General features: G+C 70.1%; 17 protein-coding genes and 1 riboswitch. Of the genes, 2 read left to right on the top strand and 15 right to left on the bottom strand.

The genetic code is table 11. The features are described 5' to 3' along the window. Positions 1-39: 39 nt before the first annotated feature. The 4 genes from I6B53_RS08655 to glyA all read right to left on the bottom strand — a co-directional run bounded on the left by I6B53_RS08655 (position 40) and on the right by glyA (position 9489). Positions 40-1005: a MoxR family ATPase gene (locus I6B53_RS08655; protein WP_216763841.1), complete on the bottom strand. Its 966-nt coding sequence runs from the start codon at positions 1003-1005 to the stop codon at positions 40-42. Between the two features lie 40 nt (positions 1006-1045). Beyond that, a complete protein-coding gene (locus I6B53_RS08660) occupies positions 1046-7141 on the bottom strand; it encodes an Ig-like domain-containing protein (RefSeq protein ID WP_216763842.1) in 6096 nt (2031 codons plus the stop codon). Between the two features lie 168 nt (positions 7142-7309). Continuing rightward, positions 7310-8203: a bifunctional methylenetetrahydrofolate dehydrogenase/methenyltetrahydrofolate cyclohydrolase gene (locus tag I6B53_RS08665; RefSeq protein WP_216763843.1), complete on the bottom strand. Its 894-nt coding sequence runs from the start codon at positions 8201-8203 to the stop codon at positions 7310-7312. Next, positions 8203-9489: a serine hydroxymethyltransferase gene (glyA, locus tag I6B53_RS08670; RefSeq protein WP_216763844.1), complete on the bottom strand. Its 1287-nt coding sequence runs from the start codon at positions 9487-9489 to the stop codon at positions 8203-8205. Before glyA ends, I6B53_RS08665 begins: the two co-directional genes overlap by 1 nt. A 29-nt stretch (positions 9490-9518) precedes the next feature. Continuing rightward, positions 9519-9604, bottom strand: a riboswitch (ZMP/ZTP riboswitch). 198 nt (positions 9605-9802) lie between these two features. Between glyA and I6B53_RS08675 the strand changes: the two genes are divergently transcribed. Further along, positions 9803-11215 (top strand): sugar transferase, encoded by a 1413-nt coding sequence (locus I6B53_RS08675; RefSeq protein ID WP_216763845.1) that lies wholly within the window; start codon positions 9803-9805, stop codon positions 11213-11215. Here I6B53_RS08675 and I6B53_RS08680 read toward each other — a convergent pair. From I6B53_RS08680 to I6B53_RS08690, 3 genes are all read right to left on the bottom strand, one after another. Beyond that, positions 11209-11937 (bottom strand): WecB/TagA/CpsF family glycosyltransferase, encoded by a 729-nt coding sequence (locus tag I6B53_RS08680; RefSeq protein ID WP_253953841.1) that lies wholly within the window; start codon positions 11935-11937, stop codon positions 11209-11211. The two genes, I6B53_RS08675 and I6B53_RS08680, sit on opposite strands and share 7 nt — an antisense overlap. Before the next feature lie 5 nt (positions 11938-11942). Beyond that, on the bottom strand, positions 11943-14837 hold the full coding sequence (locus tag I6B53_RS08685) for a fibrinogen-like YCDxxxxGGGW domain-containing protein (RefSeq protein WP_216763846.1): 2895 nt from the start codon (positions 14835-14837) through the stop codon (positions 11943-11945). 105 nt (positions 14838-14942) lie between these two features. Next, positions 14943-16448: an oligosaccharide flippase family protein gene (locus tag I6B53_RS08690; RefSeq protein ID WP_216763847.1), complete on the bottom strand. Its 1506-nt coding sequence runs from the start codon at positions 16446-16448 to the stop codon at positions 14943-14945. Positions 16449-16518: 70 nt separating this feature from the next. On the opposite strand from I6B53_RS08690, the gene I6B53_RS08695 reads away from it, so the two are divergent. Then, entirely contained in the window at positions 16519-17148 is a 630-nt protein-coding gene (locus tag I6B53_RS08695) for an IMS domain-containing protein (protein WP_216763848.1), read from the top strand. Here the strand turns inward: I6B53_RS08695 and I6B53_RS08700 are convergent. The 8 genes from I6B53_RS08700 to I6B53_RS08735 form a co-directional block, all read right to left on the bottom strand. Further along, complete coding sequence (locus I6B53_RS08700; protein ID WP_216763849.1) at positions 17078-18487, bottom strand: O-antigen ligase; 1410 nt, start codon at positions 18485-18487, stop codon at positions 17078-17080. The two genes, I6B53_RS08695 and I6B53_RS08700, sit on opposite strands and share 71 nt — an antisense overlap. Continuing rightward, positions 18484-19761 carry a glycosyltransferase family 2 protein gene (locus tag I6B53_RS08705; RefSeq protein ID WP_216763850.1) on the bottom strand — a complete coding sequence of 426 codons (1278 nt, stop codon included), beginning with the start codon at positions 19759-19761 and terminating at the stop codon, positions 18484-18486. Before I6B53_RS08705 ends, I6B53_RS08700 begins: the two co-directional genes overlap by 4 nt. Continuing rightward, the gene (locus I6B53_RS08710; RefSeq protein WP_216763851.1) at positions 19748-21016 is read right to left on the bottom strand and encodes a Wzz/FepE/Etk N-terminal domain-containing protein; all 1269 of its coding nucleotides are present in this window, start codon (positions 21014-21016) and stop codon (positions 19748-19750) included. Before I6B53_RS08710 ends, I6B53_RS08705 begins: the two co-directional genes overlap by 14 nt. Next, on the bottom strand, positions 21013-21942 hold the full coding sequence (locus I6B53_RS08715; protein ID WP_216763852.1) for a glycosyltransferase: 930 nt from the start codon (positions 21940-21942) through the stop codon (positions 21013-21015). The genes I6B53_RS08710 and I6B53_RS08715 overlap by 4 nt, the downstream gene beginning before the upstream one ends. Continuing rightward, complete coding sequence (locus I6B53_RS08720; RefSeq protein WP_216763853.1) at positions 21935-22693, bottom strand: CDP-alcohol phosphatidyltransferase family protein; 759 nt, start codon at positions 22691-22693, stop codon at positions 21935-21937. Before I6B53_RS08720 ends, I6B53_RS08715 begins: the two co-directional genes overlap by 8 nt. Continuing rightward, positions 22690-23193, bottom strand: a complete 504-nt coding sequence (locus tag I6B53_RS08725) for an adenylyltransferase/cytidyltransferase family protein (protein ID WP_216763854.1) — start codon at positions 23191-23193, stop codon at positions 22690-22692. Before I6B53_RS08725 ends, I6B53_RS08720 begins: the two co-directional genes overlap by 4 nt. A gap of 58 nt (positions 23194-23251) precedes the next feature. Beyond that, positions 23252-24118, bottom strand: coding sequence for a formyltetrahydrofolate deformylase (gene purU, locus I6B53_RS08730; protein WP_216763855.1), 867 nt, complete (start codon positions 24116-24118; stop codon positions 23252-23254). A gap of 161 nt (positions 24119-24279) precedes the next feature. Beyond that, positions 24280-25269, bottom strand: a complete 990-nt coding sequence (locus tag I6B53_RS08735; RefSeq protein ID WP_216763856.1) for a malate dehydrogenase — start codon at positions 25267-25269, stop codon at positions 24280-24282. Positions 25270-25564: the final 295 nt, after the last annotated feature.

A 25564-nucleotide genomic window follows, 5' to 3' on the forward strand; every position in this document is an offset into this window, starting at 1 on the left:
CGCGAGGACTCCGGGGCGCGGGAAGGTCCGAGCGAGTGCTCACGCGCGTCCCACGGGAACGGACACCGCCCGCATGGCGGCACGCAGGGAAGCGCCCTGGGTGGCTCCGGCGAACTCGGCGTCCGGGTCGAGGACCAGACGGTGGGCCCACACGGTCTCGGCCAGGGCCTGGACGTCCAGGGGGGCCACGTAGTTGCGGCCCTGGGCAAGGGCCCACACGCGGGCGGCACGGACCATGCCGATGGCCGCCCTCGTCGAGACGCCCACTCGCACGGAGGGGTCCTTGCGGGTGGCCTCCACGAGGGACTGGACGTAGTCGAGGACGCTCGGGTCGACGTGGTTCTCCCCCGCCATCTCCGCCATGGCGACGATCTGCGAGGTGTCGAGGACGGGGCGCAGGTCACGGGCACGGTCGGGCTGCTTGGCGCCGGAGAGGATGGCCACGCCGGCCTCGTGGTCCGGGTAGCCGATGGTGGTCTTCATGAGGAAACGGTCCAACTGGGCCTCGGGCAGGCGGTAGGTGCCGGCCTGTTCGACCGGGTTCTGGGTGGCGATGACCATGAAGGGCCGGCCCGTGGAGTGACGCACCCCGTCCACCGTCACCCGCGCCTCCTCCATGACCTCCAGCAGGGCCGACTGGGTCTTGGGCGAAGCGCGGTTGATCTCGTCGGCCAGGACGATGGAGGCGAAGACGGGACCCTTGTGGAAGTCCCAGGCGCCGGTGCGCTGGTCGTAGATGGTCACACCCGTGATGTCGCTGGGCAGCAGGTCAGGGGTGAATTGGATGCGCGAGTGCGCCCCGTCGATCGTCGCGGCCATTGCGCGGGCCAGGGCCGTCTTGCCGGTTCCGGGGGCGTCCTCGAGCAGCAGGTGCCCTTCGGCGAACATGCACGTGAAGGCCAGGCGGATGACGTCCTCCTTGCCCAGGAGCGCCTTCGAGACGTTCTCGACCGCTGCCGCGAACCCCTCCTGGAAATGCTGGGCGTCCTGTGCAGTGATGGCCATGTGGTGTTTCTCCTCGGTGGATGGGGGTCAGGGCGGAGGGTCAGTTGCCGCCGTGGGCGGCGAAGAAGGTGTAGGTGACGGGGTCGGTCGGGCTCGTCAGGACGACGGCAAAGCTACCGGGCCGGCCCTGGATGGACGGGTCGTCGGGATTGCCCGCACAGGTGAAGGTCACGGAACCGAACCGCGGAACCTCGACGGGGCCACCGCCGTTGGCCGGGCCGAGGTCGACCTGCTTGCCGCCGGGACCGAAGTTCCAGCAGTGGCCGTACCAGCCACCGGGCTTGGGGAAGTCGCGCACGTACAGGGTGGCGCTGAGTCCGTCGACCCTGAGTCCCCACAAGAATACCGTCGGCGGGTTCTGGGGGCCGGTCTGCTGGTTGTTGACGGTCGAGCAGTTCTCCGCCTGCGTGCCGGTGCCCGCCTGGGTGACGCGGATGCACACGGTCGTGGTGGGTCCGGGCTGGGCGTCGAAGGTGCGGGACCCTTCGGCGCCGACGGCCTCGGCCACGTCCTGGATGTGGAATGTGGCTTCACGTCCGTTGCCCGAACCGCCCGTCCACGAGCATTCGACCTTCGCCCCCAGACTCACGCACTCCAGGGTCGGCGCGATGGGCGCCCCGTAGGGGACGACCCGAGCAGAAGAGACGATGGCGGAGTGCAGGGTGATGCCCGAGCGGGTGGCGACGGCCCGGATGCGCACATTCGTCGGCGCACCATTGCGAAGGCCGTTGCCGGACAGGATCTCGCCCGTCAGGGGCAGCCACGCTCCGTCGGTGCTCCACTGGTAGGACAGGTCCGCCGGGGCCCAGCCCGCTTGGGCGGGTGAGCGGTTCCACTTGAGGCGCACCTCGGCGTCGCGCCCGGTCGCCGCCACCGATTCGATGCTCGGCACCGGCGGGCGTCCCAGCACGATGACGCTGGTGGAGACGGGCGGTGAGGTGTGTGAGGCGGGCGCACCCCGGTCATTCGTCGCGGTGATCGTGAAGGAGGTCTCGCCTCCCACCGGCACCCCGTGGATGCTCGCGCGGCGGGAGGTTCCGTCCACGGTCACGGTGCGCCCCGCGCCGGTGATCGTGAAGTACTCGATGGCGCGCCCATTGGGATCCGGGCTTGCCCACGTGAGCTCCACCGTACCCGTTTCGGCCCCGTCGTCCGAGGGGCTGTGGCTGGCGGTGAAGCCGGGGACCGCGGCGGGACGACCGTAGGGGGTCACCTCGCGACTCGACAGGGACCATGCGGAGGCCCCGGCAGCGTTGACGGCGCGCACCTGGGCGACGTGGCTGACCCCGTTGGGCACACCGTTGAGGTCCACACGGTAGGTGCTCGACCCGTCGGCGGGGACGGAGAGGACTTCGCGTCCGGTGACCCTCACCTCGTAGCGGGTGGGCGCACTCAAGCCGTGCTCGACGGAGAGCCAGGCGATGGTCAGCGTGGTGTCGCCCGCCCTGATGGTCGGCGCCGGCGGCTGCTCGGGTGCGGCCACCATCTGGACACGCACCCGCGCGGACGCCTCGGAGACCCCCACGGCGTTGGTCGCGGTCACAGAGAACTCGTGGACGCCCTCGCCACGACGCCCCGTCATGTCGCAACTGGTGGTGACCCCGCACTGGACGGAGTCGCCCTGGGTGTGGTCGGTGACGGTGAAGGAGGTGATGTCGGAGCCGTTGGCGGGACCGGCGGTCCAGGAGATCCTGGCGACCTGCGTGGACAGGGCCTCGCCGCGCACGCCGGCGGGTGCGCCGGGCACCCCTTGCACGTCCACGCGGACCACGCCGGGAACCTCGCGTTCGGCCCCGCCTGCGGCGTCGACGACGACGTAGGAGACGGTGGAGGACCCGACGGCCCCCGCAGGAGCGGAGATCGACAGGACGGTGCCGCGCACGCTGACCTGCACGCCCCCGTTCACGACCGGCGCACCGACGATGCGCAGCGGGCCCCGCGCGGGATCGGGGTTCGTCGCGTAGGCGGCGATGTCCACGTCCACGCTGGCTCCGGCGCGCACGCTCACGCGAGCCTCGGTCGTCTTGACCAGTTCCTGTGGGCCCTCGGCCGAGACCTGCAGGGGGAAGGCGGCTTCACCACGTCCCCCGTGGGCGTCCTCGACGGCGATCCGCAGCTGTCCGACGGCGCCCAGCGACGCGTCCTTGGTGGCGCTCATCGTCAGTGTCGCCCCGCTGATCGACGCGTTGATCCCTGCGGGGGCGCCCCCCACGAGGGAGAAGCGCAGACCCGCGACATCGGCCGAGTCGGGGTCGGTGGAGACCTCACGCAGGTCCAGGGTCGTCGCGGCCTGTCCACGGGCAAGGCGCACCGTGGTCCCGCGGATCGTCGGCGCACGGTTGGCAGTGGGTTCGACCTCGATGGGCAGGGTGAGGATCGCGGTGCGTCCGGTCGGGTCCTCGGGGCTCGTCCCGTCGGTGACCTCGAAGGTCAGGTGGGTGGGGCCGGAGAAGTCGGGCCGGGAGCGGAAGGTGAGGGTCTTGACGTCCTTGACCAGGGCGGAGCCGTCGGCACCCACGCCCGCGCTCACGGACTCGGCCCGCGTGAGGATCACCTGGCGTCCGGCCCTGGAGACGATGTGGTCGTTGAGGGGGATGTCGGTGGCTTCGCCCGCACGCGCGCGGATGGGCACGGTGGTGAGGTCGACGGTGGGTCGGGTGATCTGTCGGCCGGGGACGGTGACGACCGCCGAGGCTGCGAGCCCGTCGACGTCGGTGACCGTGTAGATGACGATCCGCGCCTCGTCCGCGAGGGAGACTTCGAGGCGTCCACCGTCCAGGACCCGCACCCCGGAGTCGGTCGAGGACACGGTGGCGCGGGAGATGTCGCCGTCGGGGTCTTCGTCGTTGCGCAGGACGTCCAGCACCACCGTGCCGGTGCGCCGGGCCTGGCCGACCTGGGTGTCGTCCGGCGCGTCGTCTCGGGCAATGGGGGGCAGCAGCGGGGCCTGCTCGCGCACGAGCACGGACAGGACCCCCTGGGAGCGGCCTCCATTGCCGTCGGAGACCATGTAGGTGACGAGGTGGGTACCTTCCTTGGCGGGGGCGGTCAGGACGACACGTCCGGCCTTCTGCGCCACGTCCATGCCGGCTCCGTGGTCGTCGGCCGAGTCCGGGACCAGCGTGAGGTCGTCCCCGTCGGGGTCCAGGTCGTTGGCCAGGACGTCCACGGACACGCGCCTGCCCGGACGTACGCGGACCTCGTCCGGTTCGGCCACGGGGGGTTCGTTCACTTCGGAGCGGGGACTGACCCCCACGCGCACCGTGCCGGTGCCCTGCTTTCCCAAGCGGTCCTCGACGACGTAGGTGAAGGTGTCGGTGCCTGTGGCCTCTCCGGAGGGGGTGTAGACGAAAGCGCTGTTGACGCGCTCCACAGTGCCCTTGGTCGGGGCCGTCGCCATGCCGACCAGGGTCGTGGAGTCGCCCTCGGGGTCGATGCCTTCAGTGGGTACGGGGATGGTCACCGACTGGCCCACAGTGGTCCGGGCGACCAGGTCGCGCGGGTGCGGCGCCGTGTTCGTGCCGTCGTCGGCGCCCACCACCGTCACTGCCACGCGCGCGGAGGCCACATTGCCCACGGAGTCGGCAACCGTGTAGACGATCGTTCCCGTGCCGGCCCGCGATCCGCCGCGCACGCGCACGTGGTCCCCGGATCGGAAGACGGTGGCCACATCGGCGGGGATCTGGTGCTGGAGTTCCCCCTGGACGGTCAGCGGCAGGCCCGTCGGAGAGCTGTCGTTGTCCAGGACGGAGATCCCGGCCACGTCCTCGGCGCGTACGACGATGACGTCGTCGATGGGGTCGGGCGGCACGGTGGTGTCCAGGGGCGGCCCGGGCACGACGGTGACACTGGCTTCGGCCGACCCCACCCCGTTGGAGACGGTGTAGGTGAAGGTTTCGGGGGCGTTGATTCCGCGGGGGGCGCTCACGCGGGCGATGCGCCGGTCGATGAGGGCCACGGTCAGTCGCGACTCGGGTGCCAGACGCACCGACTGGACGGCCAGGACGCCTCCCGTGGGGTCCGAGTCGTTGGCGAGGAGGTCCACGAGGACCTGCCCGACGGCGGGAAGGACGGCGATGTCGTCCTCGGCGCTGGGGGGCGCGGACTCCTCCGGGACGACGTCGACGCGGATGAAGCCGGGGGTCGAGGCCGGGCCGTCGCTGACGACGTAGCCGAGGTAGGTGGTGCCGGGGCGGATACCTGTGACGGTGACGATGCCGCGGGCCGCATCGAGGGTGGCGCCGACGATGTCGCCGCCGGGTTCGACCTGGACGACGCGCAGCTGGTCGCCGTTGGGGTCGGTGTCATTGGCGGCAGGGGTGAAGGTCGCGGTCGATCCCACGCGGACGACGATGTGGTCGGCGTTGGTCACCGGAGCCTGGTTGGCGCCTTCGACGACACTCACGTCCACACGCCCCTCCCCCACGACTCGACCGTCGGAGACCAGAAGGGTGACGACGTCCTTTCCGGCTCCGTGTCCGGCCTCGGTGACGTCGAGGGCACCGTTGTCGCGGGTGCGGGCGGTCAGCCCTTGGGGCGCGCGCACGCCCGAGAGGTAGAAGGGGTCCCCATCCGGGTCGTACCAGCTGGTCAGGGCATTGATGCGTGCCGAGCGCCCGACCCCCAGGGAGAGGGACTGGGCGACGAGTTGCTTCGGCGGGGCGTTGACGTCATCGGGGTGGACGGAGACGGCGACCGTCGCCGTGGAGGTCCCCCCTCGGCCGTCGGAGACCGTGTACTCGAAGGTCGTCGCCCCGCTGGCGCCCTCGGGAACGGCGATCTGCAGGGCTGCGCCCTCGCGGGTGACGAAGACCACACCAAGGTCCGTGGCTCCGACCTCCTGCACGGTCAGGACGTCTCCGTCGGGGTCGACGTCGTTCTGGGTGACCGGCAGGAGGTTGGTTCGTCCGGCGCGCACCCCGAACTCGTCGTCGTTGGCGGTGGGAGTCTTGTTCTCCTGGGAGCGTTCGGGCAGGGCGACCTCGTCGGTGCGTTCGGCGGCCTTGTCCTGTTCCTCCTCCTTCTCGGACTTCAGGGTCGAGTCGACCTGGTCCCAGTCGTCGACGAGGAACATCTTCTCGTCCGGCAGCCACAGGGTGCCGTTGTCGAGGTCGTTGAGGACGATGGTGCGTCGGTTGACGCGGAAGACGCTGTGGGTGGCGGGCACCAGGGTGTCGACGACGAGGGAGACGTCGGCGGCGGGGTCCCCGCAGTCCCGGATGAAGGAGCCGCTGCGCGCCCACGCGCCGTAGGTGCAGTCCCCGAGTCGGACGGGACGCACAGCCGCCCCGGCGGGGACCGAAGCCGCAGTCGTCCGGGGCTCGCCGCCGGCCAAAGGGACGGAGAGCAACGCATCGGCCGTCGAGACGAGGACGGAGTCGGAGGCGGGTCCGGACTCCTGCAGGGCGAACCCTGTTCCGGGCAGCTCGACGACGACGCCGCCGGGCAGATGGAGGCGCCCGCTGTCGGACTCCAGGACGACGGGGTTCTGGCCGACGGCGGCGATCTGCAGAGGGCCCGCACGCAGGTCCTTGAGGGGCCAGACCTCGGCGTCCTCGCCGGAGACGCCGGGCCTGAGGGTGACGACTCGTTCGGCCTTGGCCGAGGCGGCGTGGATCGCTCCGTCGGAGCCGACGGTGACGTGGGCGTCGGGCAGGTCGGACAGGTCGGGGACCTGCGCCTCCCTGTCGACGACGGCCGGGGCGGAGGTGGATTGACGCCAGATGCGTCCATTGGCCACGTCCGTCAGGGCGATCCAGTCCCCGCCGACTGCGATGTCGAGGCCCGGGTTGGCGACGCCACCGCCCAGGGTCGAGTGGGCGACGTCCACACCCGACAGGGTCGAGGTGTCGAGGTCCTTGACGAAGACGGTCTCCCCGTTCTGGTGGACGTCGACCTTGGCGGTGTCCACGTGCAGGGAGGAGTCGAGGATGCGGGCGTCGGGGTTGAGGTGGGCAACGGCCTGCAGGCGCGGGTTGGTCACCCACACGCCCCCGTCATCGAGTTCGAGGTGGGTGGCGCGCACCCCGGGATTCAGGGCCGCGGCGACCAGGACGACCAGGACGCACACGATGAGGGCCGCCCCTGCCAAGCGGCGGGCGTCCTGTCGTGCAAATGTCCTGGCCGATTGTCTCACGTCTTGACTCCGATTCGAGGGATGTCGGGGAATCCGACGTCGAATCAGTCTACAGATTCGCAGAAACCGAGAATATCTCCGAACTGTCTGAGAAATGGCAGTCAGAAATCATTGACAAATGCGAAATGGCGACGTGGAGGGGCAATCTCCACGCCGCCGTGCGCAGAGTCACAGGCACCTTTCGGCCGCTTCGACGACGTTGGTCACAAGCAGGGCCCGGGTCATGGGACCCACCCCCGCGGGATTCGGGGAGAGCCACGAGGCGACTTCGTCCACCCCGTCGGCGACGTCCCCGTGCAGGCGCGCCACACCGTCGGGGCCGACCACACGGCTCACCCCGACGTCCAGGACGACGGCGCCCGGCCTGACCATGTCAGGGGTGACCAGGCCGGCCGACCCCGCGGCGGCGACCACCACATCCGCGGAGCGCACCTTGTCGGCCAGGTTGCGGGTGCCCGTGTGGCACAAGGTGACGGTGGCGTTGACCGCACGGCGCGTGAGCAGCAGCCCGATGGAGCGGCCCACGGTCACTCCACGTCCGATGACGCACACGTCCGCACCGGCAAGGTCGATCCCGTGGCGCTCCACGAGCTCGATGACCGCGCGCGGGGTGCACGGCAGGGGCGAGTCGATGTCCTCCGCGCCGCGCAGGACCAGGCGCCCGAGGTTCGTCGGGTGCAGGCCGTCGGCGTCCTTGGCCGGGTCGATGCGCTCGAGCACCGCATTGGTGTCGATGCCGCGAGGCAGGGGCAGTTGGACGATGTAGCCGGTGCAGGCGGGGTCGGCGTTCAGGCGGTCGATGGCCGACTCGACGTCGGCCTGGCCGGCCCGGGCAGGCAGGTCGACGCGGATGGACTCGATGCCGACCTCCGCACAGTCCCTGTGCTTTCCGGCCACGTAGGCCATGGAGCCGGGATCCTCGCCCACGAGGATCGTGCCGAGTCCCGGCACGATCCCCCGTTCACGCAGGGCGGCCACACGTTGGGCCAGTTCGGCCTTGATGGCCGCAGCCGTCGCCTTGCCGTCGAGGACCTTGGCGGGTCCGTTCCACGGGGCGCGCATCAGTCGAGCCCGACGTAGAGGGGGTGCCTGTCGGTCAGGGCGGCCACGCGTGTGCGCAGTGCCTCGACCTCGACAGGGGCGCCGGAGGCCCCCTGGACGAGGGCGGTGACGATGATGTCGGCGACCTCGGCGAAATCGGCCGCGTCGAAGCCGCGGGTGGCCAGGGCCGGGGTGCCGATGCGCAGGCCGGAGGTGCGCATGGGGGGACGCGGGTCGAAGGGGACCGCATTGCGGTTGACGGTGATGCCGACCTCGTGCAGCAGGTCCTCGGCGTCACGCCCGTCGATCTGCGACTTCACGAGATCCACGAGGACCAGGTGGACGTCGGTGCCTCCTGAGACCAAGGAGATCCCGGCATTGACGGCGTCGGGCGCCCCCAGGCGTTCGGCGAGCAGTTGCGCCCCTTCGAGGGTGCGCCGCTGACGGTCCTTGAACTCCTCGGTCTGGGCGACCTTCATGGCGATGGCCTTGGCGGCGATCACGTGCATGAGGGGGCCGCCCTGCTGGCCCGGGAAGACGGCGGAGTTGATCTTCTTTCCCCACTGCCGGCCGCGTGAGGACAGGATCATGCCTGAGCGGGGTCCGCCGATGGTCTTGTGGACCGTGGTCGTCGTGACGTCCGCGAAGGGCACGGGGTTGGGGTGCAGACCCGCGGCGACGAGGCCGGCGAAGTGCGCCATGTCGACCCACAGGTGGGCTCCGACCTCGTCGGCGATGTCCCGGAAGGCCTGGAAGTCGAGGTGGCGCGGGTAGGCGGACCATCCGGCGATGATGACCCTGGGACGCTCCTGCAGGGCGATGCGGCGGACCTCGTCCATCTCGATGCGGCCGCTCTCACGGGAGACCCCGTAGGCCACGGCCCGGTAGTTCTTGCCGGAGAAGTTGATCCTCATGCCGTGGGTGAGGTGCCCGCCGTGGGCCAGATCGAGGCCGAGGATCGTGTCGCCCACCTCGGCCATGGCCATGAGGGCGGCGGCATTGGCCTGGGCGCCTGCGTGGGGTTGGACATTGGCGTAGTCGCCGCCGAAGACGTCGAGGGCGCGGGCGATCGCCAGCGATTCGGCGACGTCGACGGCCTCGCAGCCCCCGTAGTAGCGGCGTCCGGGGTATCCCTCGGCGTACTTGTTGGTCAGGACCGACCCCTGCGCCTCCAGGACCGCGCGGGGAACGAAGTTCTCCGAGGCGATCATCTCCAAGGTGGTGCGCTGGCGCTGGAGTTCGGCGTCGAGGACGGCGCGGATCTCCGGATCGAGTTCGGCCAGGGACATGTCGTTGAGGGAAGGCATGGGTTCTCCTGATCTGGTTCCAGTCTCACCTCGGGGACCCAGGCGGGCGGCCCCCGCGGCCTGTCGGATCGCTCCCCGGTGGTCACCCACCTGTGCGCCAGTCACGACCGGGGGTCAGCATATCGCGCACAATTGAGCGGCGACTGACATGACCATTCGATTACCGGGTATCATGTTTCGGTTCATTGACGTGGGAGCATTGTCCCGACGTCCGCACCATCAGCACAGAGAACGACGGATGACATTTCATCTACCAATTCCGGGCCCGCACCACGCCTCTCGGCGCGGTGTCGCGCGCGCTCGACGTCGCTCCGTGCACCCCGATGCGGCAACGAACCTCCTGGTCCTGGCCGACTCCCTCGCAGTGGCACTGGTGAGCTCACTGCTGGTGACCCTCCCCCTGGGCGGGGCACTGTGGAACCTCTGGGACGCGCTCCTGGGCACCTTGCTGGCCGTGGGAATCTGGGCACTGGGCTTCCTCTTGACCGGAGTCTTCTCCCACCGTCACGGCCTGCGCGCCCGCAGGCAGCCCCGGCGTTTCGCCGCCCTCGCCCTGGTCGGTTTCACGGGACTGACGCTGGCCGAGTCCTGGACCTCGCTCCCCCTGCCCTCACCGCTGCTGGCCGGCCTCATCCTGCCCGCCCTGGTCGCCCTCATGCACGAGTTGCACTCCCGTGTGCGCACCCGCTCCCGTGACCGCTCCTCCACGGCGCTGCTCCTGGCCCCCCGAAGCTCCGCGGTGCCCCTCGAGGAACTTCTCGTGCGCCACAGCTCGCGCCTGGGCCTGCACATCGGGGGCCTCATGGAGTGGGACGACCACGTGCCGCTGAGCACGACGGTCCTGGCGGACCGACTCGACCAGATCGTGCCCGCCATGGAGGACTGCGGGGCAGGAGTCCTGCTGCTCACCTCCGGCTCGGCGACGGACCTCACCGACCTGCAGAATCTGCGCTGGTGCCTGGAGGACGCCGGAATGTCCATGGCGGTGGTCCTCGAACCCACGTGCCTGGGCCCGCAACTCCTGACGATCACCTCGGCTCCGGGTGTGGCCCTCATGCGGGCCGAGACACGCCAGTACTCTCCCCTGGAGGCCGTCGTCCACCGCCTCTTCGACCTGGTGGCCTCCACGCTGCTGCTCATGGCCCTGGCCCCCCTCTTCGCCGTCCTCTTCGTCCTGGTGCGCCGCGAGGACGGCGGCCCCGCCTTCTTCCTCCAGCAGCGGGTGGGGCGCCACCGGCAACTCTTCCCCATGGTGAAGTTCCGCACGATGACGGTGGACGCGGAAGCGCGCCTGGCCGAATTGCGTGAACAGGAGCGCGCGATGCGGGCGGCCGACGGCCACGGAGATGACGACGACCCGGACACGGGGGTGCTCTTCAAACTCAAGGACGACCCGCGCATCACGCGGGTGGGCCGTTTCCTGCGTCGCACGAGTCTGGACGAGTTGCCGCAGTTGTTCAACGTGTGGTGCGGCCACATGTCGCTGGTGGGTCCGCGCCCTCCCCTGCCCCACGAGGTCGAGCAGTACGAGCCGCGCGTCATGCGCAAGTTCAACGTGCGTCCGGGTATGACGGGCCTGTGGCAGGTCTCGGGCCGATCGAATCTTCCGTGGACGGAGTCGGTGCGTCTGGACCTGCACTACGTGGAGAACCGGAGCTTCCTCTTCGACATGAGGATCCTGCTGCGCACGGTGGCCGCAGTGCTGCGCCAAGAGGGGGCCTACTGAGGCTTCGCGTCACCTGTGGTGAGGCACACCCCCCACTCCTGGACACTGCCCAGCGCCTTCAGACGCCGGAGCAGGACGGGAGCGGCCAGAAGGAAACGAAGGGCGTCAACCGTGTAACGCCCGATGAGACGCCGCGGCTCGTGGGCGATCCTCCACGCCCACCCCAGACGCAGGGCATGGACCCACGCGGGGAAGTAGTCGTCGGCGGCCGCCGCGTACTGGTCGATCCAGCCACCCGCGGTGCACACGGCGGCCCCGGGAAGGGCAGTGGAGATCTCGTGGGCGACCGCGTCCTGCAGGCCGGCACCAAGACCCACGACGACCAGCGTCGGGTCGAAGTCGACCAAGGGGGTCATGTCGGCGCGCAGGGCGCGCAGTTCCCCGAATCCGTCCACGGCGAGGACCTCACGCGGTGCCAGGCGCCGCGCGGCCCGCGCGGCGACGCCCGGTGCGGCGCCGACAAGTGCCACACGGTCAACGCCATCGAGGACCGCCGGAAGGACCAGATCCGCCGACGAGCGTTTGACCGTGGCCCCGGAGGCGGCCAGGAGCATCTGCAAAAGGGTGCCGTCGATGCCGATGAGATCGAGGCGGGAAAGGGCCTGCCAGTCGGCGTTGAGCAGCGACCAGTGGTTGAGCCAGGTGGTCGTGGTCCCAGGGCGCGAGACGAGAGCAGCCATCCCCCCGTAGGGGGACGGCTGCTCGGGGCCGGTGTCGGGCACGGCCGTCAGCGGCCCTCGTCCGCCAGGGTCGCCCGGAAGGTCAGGGAGCGGCTGCGGGACCAGTTGACGTGGGTGTCGACACTCACGTGGTTGACCCCCTTGACCAGTACTTCGGCGGGCACGTGGACCACCGTCGGTTCGGAGACGGCGTTGTGGGTGCTGATCGCCTCGTGGGCGCGGGTCCAGTGTCCCACCGCTCCAGGAGCCATGCGGGTGCGGGAGACCTCGACCCCGTTGATGCGCACCACTGCCCCGTCGTCCGCCACGTACTTGAGGACGAGGTCGCCCAGGGCGGCCGGGTCCTCCACCGTGAACTGGGTGCGGAAGTAGGCGGTGACGGGGCGGGATGCGTCAGGCGGGGTGAGGACCGTGCGCAGATCCGAGTCGCCGTATCCCAAGGGCGCCTGACCCGTCTTCCAGGTGGAGAGGTCGGCGTCGGGGGCGAACCACTTCGCACCCGGGTCCTCCGCCTGGTAGAGGTAGCTCCACTGCGCGTCCTCGCCGATCAGCGCGCCGTCCTTGGGCTCGGGGGCGGGCTTGGGCGACGGGTTCGGTTCGGGGCGCGGGTCGGGCTTGGGAGCCGGCTTGGGCGCAGGCGCCGAGTCCTTGCCGGGCACGGCCACGGGGCTGGAGGCGGAGATGTTGCCCTCGGAGTCCACGGCACGAACGAAGTAGCGGTTCTCGCCCCCGGCGGGAACCTTGACGGAAGCACTTCGGGTCGACGCCACGACACGGTCGTCGCGCAGGACCTGGTAGGTGGAGGCGCCCTCGACGCCGGACCAGGACAGGGCAACGGTGGACTTGTCGGAGGACAGTGCGGCCTTCAGACCCCCCGGAGTGGCGGGCGCCACGCGGTCACGGGCCGGGTAGCGCACGAAACCGCTGTTCCACTGGTTGCGTCCGCTGACCGTGCGAGAGGCGGTGAAGTCGCCGCCGAGCCACAGGGTGCCGTCATTCGACATGCCGGATCCCCAGGCGCCGGAGCCCTTGCCACGCAACAGGTAGGGGGTCCATTCGTGGATCGCACCGGTGGCGGCGTCAACGGCGAACACGCCTTGGACGCGCACGGAACGGGTCCATGTGCGGCCCGGGTCGCTCCACCGGTAGGCGCCGTCGTAGGCGCGGGAGAAGCAGTGGCAGCCGCCGTAGACGGTGACTCCGTCGGTGGTGGTGGTCTGCAGGTCACCGCCCAGGGTCGTGGTGATGACGCCGGACAGGCGCTCCATGCTCGTGGGGTCGTATCCGAAGAGCGAGTGCTCCGAGCCGCCGATGTAGGCACGAGGGCCGGAGTCGATGACGGTCTGCTGGTAGTTGCGTCGCGTGTCCGTCGAGCCGACGAAACGGAAATCGGTGGCCGGCTCGGCGCCCGGGGCAGTGCGCAGCACGGTGGCCTTGTTCGCTTCGAAGCGTCCGCCACCCGAGGTGGTGAAGTATCCGGCCGCGTAGAAGCGGTCCTTCTCGCCGGTGGCGTCCAGGTCCATGAGGGAGCCGTTGAATTCGGGGTTCCACGAACGGTCGGGTGTGCCGTCCAGGCCGACGCGGCCCGCGCTGCGGGCATAGACCTGGGCCTTGCCGGGGCGCTGCAGGTGAGTGAAGTAGCCGCCGATGTAGATGCGGTCGCCGTCCACGTCCAGTGCGCGCACGGACACCGAGCCCTTCGCGGACTTCAGGCGGTTGAGGACCTGCAGGTCCCAGGACTCGTCGACGGCTCCGGTGGTGGGGTCCAGGACGACCGTACCGGCATGGGCGGAGCCGTTGACCGTGCGGAACTCGCCGCCCACCAGCAGTCGCCCGTCGGGCAGAGCCGCCAGGGCCTTGACCTGGCCGTCGACGGTGACCGCGAAGTCAGGGCGAAGCTCTCCGCTGGCGACGTCGAATGCGGCCACACCCGTGCGGGCGATCGGGGCGGCGCCGGAGCCACGCTGGACCCCTGTGAAGTTGCCTCCGACGTACATGGTCTGGCCGATCTGGACGAAGGCCTGCGCAAGGGAGTTGCCTTCGGAGGTGCGGCCGTTGAGGTTGCCGACCACGCCCCACGGGGTCGCCGCAGCCAGGTCGGAGACAGTGGCGGGCACGAGTTTCTCGCCGGTGCCGGAGTCGTCGATGCGCTGGAAGCCTTCGGTGGAGGTCAGGCGGGGACGCACATAGACCTCGGAGTAGGGCAGGGCACCGGAGTTCTGACGCCAGATGTAGGAGTTGGCGGAGGTCGAACCCGCCTTGACCGCCGGCCCGAAGGCAAAGCCCGTGCGGTACTCCTTGTTCGAGTACATGGAGATGTCCAGGCCCGCAACGCCGGTGTCACCGACGCGGGAGACGAAGTGGGGGGCTTGCTGCCATGACCCGCCGTCGAAGCGGATGCGCCCATCGGTGTAGGTGTGGAAGAACCACTCGAAGGCGTTGAGATGGGTGAAGGCGATGTCGACCTTCTGCCAGGAACGGCCGTTCTCGTCGGTGGCTCGCAGGATGCGCACGCCGTCCTCGAGGTCCTTGACGGGTGTGCCGCCGATCAGTTCGTTGACGGTCTTCTCCGAGTACTGGGCGGCGGCGAAGGCCTTGGGTGAACGCTCGCGCGTGCGCAGGGAGGCGGTGTCGCCCTGGCCTCGCGAGTACGACTCCCAGTACTCACGCCCTCGTCCGATGAGGACCCAGCCGCCACCGTCGGTGCTCTGGTCGCAGAAGAACTGCGCGGGGGCGTCCATCTGGGGGGTCAGCAGCCAGTATGTGCCGTCCGGAGCGTCCGGCCGGTTCTGCTTGATCTCCCAGCAGGAGGCGGCTGCTGCCTGTGCCGAGGAGCCGTCCCGGGCCTGGTCGGCCAGGGCGACGGACTGGATGTTGACGACTGATGCGAGTGCGACGAGCACTGCGGCACCGAACCCCGCGAGGGCGCGGCGGATGGACATGTGAACCCCACTGCGTGTTGATGACGGCCGACAGTTTGTCGACATGCAATGGTGTCACACTTGAACCCCAGTTCCTGCACATTCGCGGTATGCATTTGTGTGCAATCATGAACGTTTGTCGAGTATCCCTTGGAGTTTCAAGGGCCCGCGCCACACGATGCAGGCGGCCCCGAAGCACAGAAGTGACAAGACACACGAAATGGCCAGGGCCCACAGGCTCTGACCCCACCAGGTCAGGACCAGTGCCGCAGGTACACCGACACTGACCAGGACCACCCCCAGCGGGACCAGGTACTGGGCGAATCCCAGCCGCACCCCGAGCAGGTGACGCACCTGCACCGAGGCCAGGACCGCATCGACGACCATGCACAGCGCCCAACTGGCCGCCGCCCCGACGATCCCCGCCCACGGCACCAGGACCAGGTTGCCCACGACATTGAGGACGAGCACGACGACCTTGTTCCACGCGGCCCATCCGCTGTGCCCGCTCATGATGAGCAGCGTGTGGATGTTGCCTGCCAGGAAGGTCGTGCACGCGCCCACGGACAGGACGACGACCACCGGGGCGCCCTGGCCGAAACCCTCCCCGAGAACCGTCATGAGAGTCGGCGAGTACACGGCCATGAGGACGTAGATCGGGGAGGCGAAGAGGACCAGCCACGTGGTGGCCGTGGCGTGGAGGTCACGCAGTTCCTCCAGGCGCCTCTCCTTGACCAGGGCGGACAGCTTGGGCGAGACGACGATCCGCAGGGCCGAGTCGACGAGCATGCCCGCCTGGATGAATCGGCTGGCTCCCCCGTAGATGCCGGCCGCCCCGTCACCGAGCAGCGTGCCGACCAGCAGCACGTCCAGCCACACGATCGCCTGTTCCAGGCCGGCGGCAAGGGTCCTGGGGGTGGCGAAGGCGAGAATCTCCCGCGTGCGCCGCCCCTGCGGCAACAGCCTCCCGGGCGGGTCCGAGGGCCAGGCGCGGAGCTTGCGCGAGAGCAGCAGCAGTGCCACCGCCAGGACCAGGACCAGGGGTGCGGCCCACGCGAGCCCCACGATGACCAGTGACGAGGTGGCCAGCACCGCCAGGGCCACCGCCGGCGGCCGCAGCAGCGGCAGGGCGAGATTCTGGACGAGGACGTATTCGCGCATCCCGCCCAGTGCCCGCAAGGCGGCTGTGGCGACGAGCAGCAGTGCCTGGGCCGGAAGGAACCAGGCGACGGCCCGGATGACGGCGACGAGGGTCTGCCCCTGGGCTGCCCACACGAGGGGCGCCAAGGCGATGAGGACGAGGGCGGCCGCGGTGCTGACCGAGACGGCCACGAGGGACATGAAGGTCAGGGTGCGGCGCACCTCCCCCGGCTCGGAGGGGACCAGTCGCGGCAACAGGTAGATGACGGTGGAGTCCATGCCCACCTTCGACAGGGCCACGACCAGGGCGAAGACACCTGTGGCCTGCATGACGACGCCGGCCCCCTGGCTGCCGAGCATGCGGGTGAGCATGATCGTCAGGGCGAAACCGAGCACGGCGCTTCCTGCTGCGCCCACGAAGCCGAGGCTGCCGCCGCGGGCAAGCCATCCCCTGGTGGAACGGGGGGAGGCGGTGGAGGAACCCTCAGTCATGCGTGTCCTCCCCTCGGTTGTACAGTTGTCCGTGATCCGTCCGCAATCCTAGAACCACAGGTGGACCCCCGTGCCAGCACCTTCTCGCAAACTCCTGCCCTTCCTCGGAGTGGGCCTCGCCCTCGTCATCGCCCTCGCTGTGGGCGCCATGTGGATGGGACGGGGCACCACCACACCCGATGGCGGTGCCTCCGCCGCCTCCGGGGCCAGTGCGGACGCCTCCACCTCCGGTGCGGACTTTGGCCCGTCCGGCGACCAGGCCGCCTCCGCCGCCCCGCCGGCTCCTCCGGCGGCCCCCGTGTCCGCCGACGGGGTCAGTGAACAGTCCGCCGTCCAAGGAGTCCTGGAACGCACCTCCCAGGCCCTTGCCCAGCCCAACCCCGACCAGGACATGACGGCCGTGCTCGCCGGGGACGCCCTGGACCAGCACCTGGCCCTGGCCGCCCAGTACCAGGCCGAAGGCATGCGCGTGAGCGGCCACCCGAAAATCGTCTCCAGTGAGGTCCTCGAAAAGGACGGCGCACGCGTGACGGTCCTGGCCTGTGTGGACTCCTCCGGCGTCACCGTCACCGACGACGCCGGACAGTCCGTCGGCGACCCGTCGGCACCCACGCGCTCACGGATGCTCTTCACCCTCGAACAAACCGGCGGGACCTGGAAGCTCGTCCACGAGACCTTCCCCGAGGAAGCGGACTGCTGAGCCGGGCGACCTCGGCCTCGACACTGTCACCGCGGGTGAGCAGGGCCACCGCCGCCAAAGTGACGAAGAGGCCCGTCGTCATCCCGTAGAAGGCGGATTCGACCAGGGTTGCGGCCACTGTGCCCACCAGGACGGCTCCGAGCAGGTCCCTGCGGCCCGCTCCCATGAGGATGACGGCCACGAGGAAGCCGACGAAGAGGGTCACCCCGACGAAACCGTGTGAGAAGAGCACCGTCCAGAAGTGCCCCTGCGTGCCCAGAGCCGGAAGCCAGGGGTTCGGGGCGGGCCTGGGGGCACCGAAGCCGATGACCGGGGATTCGGCGATGTCCTTGAGTGTCGCGAAATACAGGGACAAGCGGTCCACCGTGGACTTCGTCGTGGCCAGGCGGTCGAAGAACTCCACACCCGCCGGCGAGACCGTCCAGATGAAGGTGCCCGCCAGGAGCATCCCCGCCCCGGCGCCAACCCCCTTCCAGCGCCCTGCGAGCAGGTACTGCACGGCCACCCAGAGCGCCACCACGCCCAGCCCGATGAACATGCCGCGGTTCAAGGTGTTCACCGCCGGCACGACGGAGGCGGCGATCACCGCCGCGACGGGCCAACGCCAGCGTGAATGCAGCGCCCATTCCAGGCGCAGGTGGACCAGCGACAGAGGCAGGACCAGCGAGTACACGTTTCCCCACGTGTTCGCGTAGAGGAAGGGGGCCGAGGGGCGCGGCTCGGAGTCGATGTACGAATTCGGGTTCCACTGGGAGGTGCGTCTGATGGCGATGTCGTGGACCAGCTCATTGGCCAGCAGCCCCTTGGGCAGCACGAAGGACAGGGGCGTGTGGACGACGAGCTGCGGGAAGGCCATTGCCAGGTATCCGCCCAGTGTCGCCGAGACGAGGAAGAGCGTGATGACGGTGAGCACCTTGCGCAGCGGCAGGTTCTTGCGGGCGTTGTGCAGGTGCATGGCGAAGACTGTCGCCGCCACCACCAGGATGTAGCGGTACAGGGCGCCCACGAGGCGCCCCGGCGTGTCGAGCATGAGGAAGGTCAACGGCATCCACAGGACGAACACGCCCCACAGGACCCACGGCCAGGGCACGCTGAAACCCCGCACGCCGAACCACGAGGCGGCCATCCACAGGGCCGCCACCGGCCACACCATGTCGCCGAATCCGAGGACCCACCACAGGATGTATCCGCCGAAGGGCAGGGCGAAGGCCCATGCGCCCAGGTCCACCGCCTGGGGGCCGACCTGCGGGACGAGGGCGCACAGGCGCCCTGCGCGTGCACTCCAGAGCCTGGCCCGGTCCTCACGCGCCGCATCAAGGGCGGCCAGCGTCTTCCTCACCGGGTGCCTCCCTGTCGGCGGCCGCGCAGCCGCGCGCGTCGCACCGCATGGGCCCGGGCCTTGGCGCGGGCCCACACGAAGGGTCCTTCGAGGAATCCGGCGATCTCGGCGCGGGTGAGTCCTGCGGGCACGTCCTGGTCGGCACCGGAGACGCGCGCACTGCCGGGCCTGAGCCGCCGGGCGACTGCGGGCACCCGGCGTGCGAGGTCGACGAGGACCCGGGGGTCGGCCAGGACGGTCTTCGTCAGCAGCGCGGCGGTTCCGGAGCCGTTGCCGCGGATCTGCAGGGTCAGGCCGTCCTCGTCCGTGCGGTGACGGTGGTGGACGAGGGCGTCGGGGGTGTGGACGATCGCCCACCCCGCACGCAGGATGCGGGCGAACATGTCGAGGTCCTCCCCTCCCCTGGTGGGGGTTCCCGCCCCCAGGGCGACGTCGAAGGGGCCGACCTGCCGCAGTGCCCGGGCGCGCAATGCCATGCACACGCCCGCCCCGACGCGGGCCGTCGTGTGCGGGTGCAGGGGGCCGCCCTCGCCCGGCTCGCCCATGCGCGCCAGGGCCGGGTCCGCCTCCTTGAGGGTCCACACGCGGGGGGCGAGGTCCTTCGGGAATCCACCGCGCGATTCGAACCAGCGTTGGGCGGGGTGGGCGATCTGCGCGGCAAGGACGATGCCGGTGACGGCCCCGATGCGGCCCTGCGGGTCGGCGGCGAAGGGTTCGAGGAGACGACGCAGCCATGAGGGGTCGACCAGGGCGTCGTCGTCGGTGAAGGCGATGACCTGGCCGCGAGCGCGCACGAGGCCGCGGTTGCGTGCGCGGGACAGTCCCGGTTCGGGGGCCGCGACAATGCTCAGGCGCGGGTCGTCGACCTCGCGCAGGGCGCGGCCGGTGGCGCCGGAGGCCGGGTCGTTGTCGACGACGAGCACTTCCAGCAGTGGCGTGTCCTGGGCGAGGACGGCCTGCACGGCCCGGGCGAGCATGTCGCAGCGGCCGGTGGTGCAGATGACGACGCTGGCGGTGGGCACGTGGCCGTCCGTCGGCCCCGGTGGCAGCTGCGCCCATCCGCGTTCGGTGTTCGCCTCGCCGGTGGCGGCTCCCCTGAGGGCCTCCTCCAGGTCCGCCTCGGTGCCGGTGACGAGGGCCAGGCTGCGCCCGTGGAGGCGTACGAGGGCCTGGGTGGTGGGGGCCCCGGCCCGGCCGGAGACGGTGCGGGTGCGCGTGCCAGTTCCCTCCAGGTCGACGACCTGGATGTGCCAGGGGGTCTCAGCGGATTCCATGCGCACCCTCGCCCCTGTGGCGCGCGGTGGTGGCTTCGCCGACCTCTCCGATGTCACGGATGTCGGCGCCCTTCATGGGTGCCTCGGGCAGCAGGTGGAAGGCGCCGATGAGTTCCGTTCCGGACAGGTCGATCTGGTCGGCCAGCTGGCGAACCTCTTCCTTGGGCATGTCCGGGTTGGGGGCGATGACGACGTGGTCGACGTCGGCCAGGGCGCGGATCAGCTCGGCGCGCGGCCCGTCGAGGTCGAGGAGGACGACCCTCTGGTCGGGGCGCACCTCTCCTTGGGCGGCCCGGTAGGCGGCCAGCAGGTAGGGGGACTCCTTCTCGGTGGACCCGATGACGAGGGCGGGGGTGCCGCGGTCGCGGCCGACGATGGTGGCCAGGTGGGCGCCGCCGAACCAGCGCAGGTCGCCGGCGCCGGTGACGTCTGCCGACCAGACGGGGGCGGCGATGATCTGGGCAAGGTGCCTGGGGCCGCGGACCCGGTGGTCCATCTGCTCGCGCACGACGGCCAGCGCCAGGCCGAGGATCAGTCCCAGGGCGGCGGCGGAAGCCATGTAGAGGACCCGCGAGGGGCCGACGACCAATTCGGCCAGTTCCGGCGAGGTCACGACGCGTCCGGTGGGCGCGTCGTAACCGAGCAGGGCGGCGCGGCGCTGCGTGAGGGCGCCGATGCGGGAGGTGAGCACCTGGCGGGTGGAGGCCTCGGAGGCGGAGTCGCCGGGTACGGAGGCCAGTTGACGCTGGAGGTCACCGATCTGCGTGTCCAGTTCCGCCATGACGGCCTTGGCGCGTTCGAGGACCAGTTCCTTGCGCACCTGCAGGTAGGACTCGGCGTGGGTGGCCGAGATGAGCCTGGCCTTCTCGGGGTCGTCGGCGGTCCACGAGATGGTCAGGACCGTGCCCAGGGGGTCGGCGACGACTCGCACGCCCTCGATGAGTTGCTCGACGGTCAGGGTGCCGCCGACCTTTTCGACGGTGCGCTTGGCGGCCTCGCCGGATCGGACCAGGTCGATCTCGGTGGTCATGTCCACCGAGGCCACGCCGGTGCGCATCGTGGGCGCGGGTTCGGCGCCGATGACCGCCACCTGCAAACTGGTGCTGGCCGTGTAGGTGCGGCCGACGAGCATGAGGTAGGCGCCCATGAGTGCCATGACGACGACCAGGGTGGCCAGCACCGTCCACTTGCGGGTGCGCAGCACGCGCAGGGCCACCTGCAGGCCGTCTCGCGGTGGCAGGGTGAGGATCGTCATCTCTGGTCTCTCCTTCTCGACTCCGCAGCCCGGGTGTCGCCGGCGGCGCTGGTGATCCATTCCATCCTGCGCCTCAGCCGCCTGCGCAGGAGGATTCCGTGCAGGCCGCCGACGCGGGCCAGGTGGGCGCCGACCACTTCACGGAAATCGCCCATGGCGGCCAGGCGCTCCGCTTCCGGCAGGGCCGCGATTGCCACGGGGCGCAGGAGTCGCTTGCCGAGGCGGTGTTCGGTGAAGTCCGCGTAGGCGCCGGCCTGGTCGGGGTTGCGCCAGGACTTGCCGAACCAGCCCTGGGTGGCGGTGAGTTGGTTCGGGTGGGTCCGGTAGACCAGGCCCCACCGCGCCAGGCGCCGCAGACGCATGTCGGCGGTGGCGGCGCGCAGCCACAGGTCGTAGTCCTCGGCGGGAACCTCGCGGTATCCGCCCAGGGTGTCGATGGCTGCCCGTGTGGCCAGCATGGAGGAGTGCGCAACCGGGTTGGTGAGCAGCAGTTCGTCGGCGAAGCCGCTGGGCGTCAGGGTCAATGGAGGGTTGGGGCGCACGCGGCGCCCGGAGGTCTTGACCACCTGGGTGAAGACGAAGTCGTCACCTGCGGCAATCGCGCGACGGCATGCGGTGAAGCGGCCGCGCAGGGACACGTCGTCGGCGTCCATGCGTCCCACGAGGCACGAGTCGGTCTCGGCGAGCATCCTGTTCAGTGCGCGGGCCACTCCCCCGGGCTGCGGGTTCCGCAGGATCCGCAGGTCCTGGGCGCGTCCGACCTCGTCGGCGGCGCGGGTGGCGCAGTCGGCGGTGTCGTCGGTGGAGCCGTCGTCCAGGACGACCAGTTCGGCGTCGGCGGGCAGGGCGCGCAGGGTGGAGGTGACGGCCTCGGCAATGGTCGCTGCGGCGTCGAGGGCCGGAAGGAGGACGCTGATCTCAGGCACGGGTGGCCTTCCCGGCCTCGTCCAGGGCGCGCAGGTCCGCGTGGCGGCGTGTCAGGGAGATGGCGCTGTGGGCGATGGCCACGGCGGTGAGCAGTGCGTACAGGCCTCCGTGAGCGAGCGGCAGGCCCCACAGGAGGAAGGACCAGCACAGGGTGCCGGGGTCGGTGGGCAGCAGGACGAAGGAACGCAGGGTGCCTCCTCGGCGCTGGGTGCCCCCGCCTGTGCGGATGAAGGCTTCGGCCAGGATCTGGCTGAGGAACTGGCCGGAGGCCACCAAGCCGTGGACAACGGCGACGACGGCCAGCCACCACAGGTGGGGCCGGTGGACCATGAGTGCCAGGGCCAGGGTGAAGTGGATGGCCGGGGTACGGAAGGCGTCGACCACGTGGTCCAGCCACTCCCCTGCTTTGGAGGAGGTTCCTGTCAGTCGTGCGAGCTGCCCGTCGGCGGAGTCCAGCAGGTATCCGGTGGCAAGCAGGACGGCCACGGGGATTCCGGCCCACACCCGGTCCGGCAGGGCGACCAGGGCGACCATGCCCGCCACGCTGAACGCCAGGGAGATGAAGGTGATGCCGTTTGGGGTCATTCCGCTGGCGGCTCCGGCGGCGGCGACCAGGCGCGCCCCGCGCCGGTTCACCCACCGCGTGTAGGCGGGTACTCCGTTGCCGGGCTTCTGGGCGGCGTCCAGGCGCGCCCGGTTGGCCCGGAAACGCGCGCTCCACGAGGTGTGTCCGGGGGTGGGGGCGCTCACTTGGTCACCGCCAGGCCCTCGCCCAGTTCGGCCTCGACCTCGTCCGGGGAGAGGAACCTGCGCAGCATCGTCGACGAGGTCGACGCCGTGTAGGGCAGGTAGACGACGCGGGCCCCGACCTCGGCCAGCTCGGCTTCCAGGCGCTCCCCCTTGGGGGTGTCCTTCCAGTCGTCGCCCTTGAAGAGGACGTCGAAGGGCTGCAGTCGCCACGCCACCCGCTTGTCCTGGTCCAGGTCCACGACCACTGCGTCGACGAAACGCAGGGCGGCCAACAATTCGCAGCGTTCCTTCAGGGGAATGACGGGGTCCTTGCCCTTCATGCGGCGCAGGGACTCGTCGGTGGCCACGCCCACGACCAGGCGATCGCAGCGTGCCCGCGCTGCCCGCAAGATGTTGAGGTGGCCGACGTGGAGCATGTCGAAACCGCCCGGAACGTACCCCGTCACGCGCCGCGCGGGAGCGAGCGCCACTGGCGCGTCGATGGTGTGACGAGATGTCATGCCCACAACGGTGGACGACGTGCTCGCGTTTGTCAAAGAACCTCAGGCCTTCGAAACTTCAGCGGGAGAAGACCACGGTGCGGGTGCCGTCCATGAGCACCCGGTGCTCCGTGTGCCATCTCACCGCCTGGGCGAGGACCCGCCGTTCGACGTCCTGGCCCAGGGCCACCATGTCCGGGGTCGAGTCGGCGTGTGTCACGCGCGTGACGTCCTGTTCGATGATCGGCCCTTCGTCGAGGTCCGGGGTGACGTAGTGGGCGGTGGCGCCGATGAGCTTGACCCCCCGGTCGTGGGCCTGCGCATAGGGGCGGGCCCCCTTGAAGGAGGGCAGGAAGGAGTGGTGGATGTTGATGATGCGTCCTGCCATTGCCCGGCAGAGCTTCTCCGAGAGGATCTGCATGTAGCGGGCCAGGACCACCAATTCGACCTCCTCGGCACGGATGAGGTCGAGGAGGCGCTGTTCGGCCTCGGCCTTGGACTCCGCGGTGACGGGCACCAGGAGGAAGGGCACGCCGTGGAACTGGGCGACCGGCGCCAGGTCCGGGTGGTTGCCCACCACGGCCACCACGTCAATGGGCAGGGCCTGGGTGCGCTGACGGTAGAGGAGGTCCTGGAGGCAGTGTCCTTCCCGCGAGACCATGATGACGGTGCGAAGTCTGCGTCCCAGGTCGTCCACGTTCCACGTGGCCTCGAAGCGGGAGGCGATCTCGGCCATGCCGTCCTCGACCGGGCGGCGCCCCACGGGCGAGTCGACCTCGACCCGCATGAAGAACATCCCGGAGTCGGGTGCACCGAATTGCTGGGACTGGATGATGTTGCATCCGTTGCCGGTCATGACGCCGGTGACGGCGTGGACGATGCCGGGCCGGTCGGGGCACGACAGGGTGACGACCAATTCGACCGGGGATTCGGGGGTGTCCTTCATGTGTTCCAAGGGTAGTCGACCACGCGTGCGATGAGGCTCGGCCCTCACGAGGGCGAGACCGCCGACCACAGCGCCGCCACCGGCGCCGCCGAGAGGGACACTTCGTGCCTGGCACGGCGAAGGGCCGCGGACACCCGGGTGTCCGCGGCCCCCGTCCCGACTCACTTGATGAAGCCGAGCGCCTTGACGGCGTCGTACTCCTCCTGGAGGGCGGCGATGTTGTGGTCGATGCCTGCGCGCGAGCCCTCGGAGATCTCCAGGTCCTCGACGACCTCCCACTCGCCGCCCTTCGAGGTGACGGGCAGGCCGAAGCACAGGCCTGCGGGAACGCCGTAGTGGCTGCCGTCGGAGATGATGGCCGAGGTGGTCCACTGGCCTTCGGGGGTGCCCAGGACCCAGTCGTGCATGTGGTCGATCGCGGCGTTGGCGGCCGAGGCGGCCGAGGACGCGCCACGGGCCTCGATGATGGCGGCACCACGCTTTGCGACGACCGGGCGGAAGTCGGAGGCCAGCCAGGCTTCGTCGACCAGTTCGGTGGCGGGCTTGCCGCCCACCGTCGCCCAGGACACGTCCGGGTACTGGTCGGCCGAGTGGTTGCCCCACACGACGAGGTTCGCGATGTCGGCCACGGCGGCGCCGGTCTTCTTTGCCAGCTGCGAGATCGCGCGGTTGTGGTCCAGGCGCATCATGGCGGTGAAGCGCGAGGCCGGCACGTCGGGGGCGGCGTTGGCGGCGATGGTGGCGTTCGTGTTCGCGGGGTTGCCGACAACGATGACGCGAATGTCGTCTGCGGCACCCGCGTTGATGGCGGCACCCTGCGGACCGAAGATGCCCGCGTTGGCCTCGAGCAGGTCGGCGCGCTCCATGCCCGCCCGGCGCGGCATGGCGCCCACGAGGAAGGCGGCATTGGCGCCGGCGAAGGCAGGGGTGGCATCGGTGAAGATGTCGACGCCGGCCAGCAGCGGGAACGCGCAGTCGTCGAGTTCCATCGCGGTGCCCTCGGCGGCCTTGGCGCCTTGGGGGATCTCGAGCAGGTTGAGCTTGACGGGCACGTCGGGGCCGAAGACCTGGCCCGAGGCGATCCGGAACAGCAGGGCGTAGCCGATGTTGCCGGCGGCGCCGGTGACGGTGACGATGCGAGGTTCTGCCATGATCAGGCACTCCTTGAGTGGTGGTGAAAGACGACGTTCGTCGCCCCGGTGGCGGTCTGCGCCGCGCACATGCCCCAAGCGTACGATCCCGCACAGGCGGCTCACAGGGAGACGGGTCCCAAATGGGCCGTTCCGCACCCCGTGAGGCGAGTCACTCGTTCTTGTCCGGCCGTGTGTTTCGCCTTCGCATCCACCGCATCTCCACATGCGAAGCACGTCGACTCCCAGCAAATCTTCAGATTCGGATCAGCTTCTTGCAAGAATGTCCCCAGATGATCAGCACTCGGATGTCGGC

The organism is Schaalia sp. 19OD2882 (genome assembly GCF_018986735.1).
Lineage (GTDB): Bacteria > Actinomycetota > Actinomycetes > Actinomycetales > Actinomycetaceae > Pauljensenia.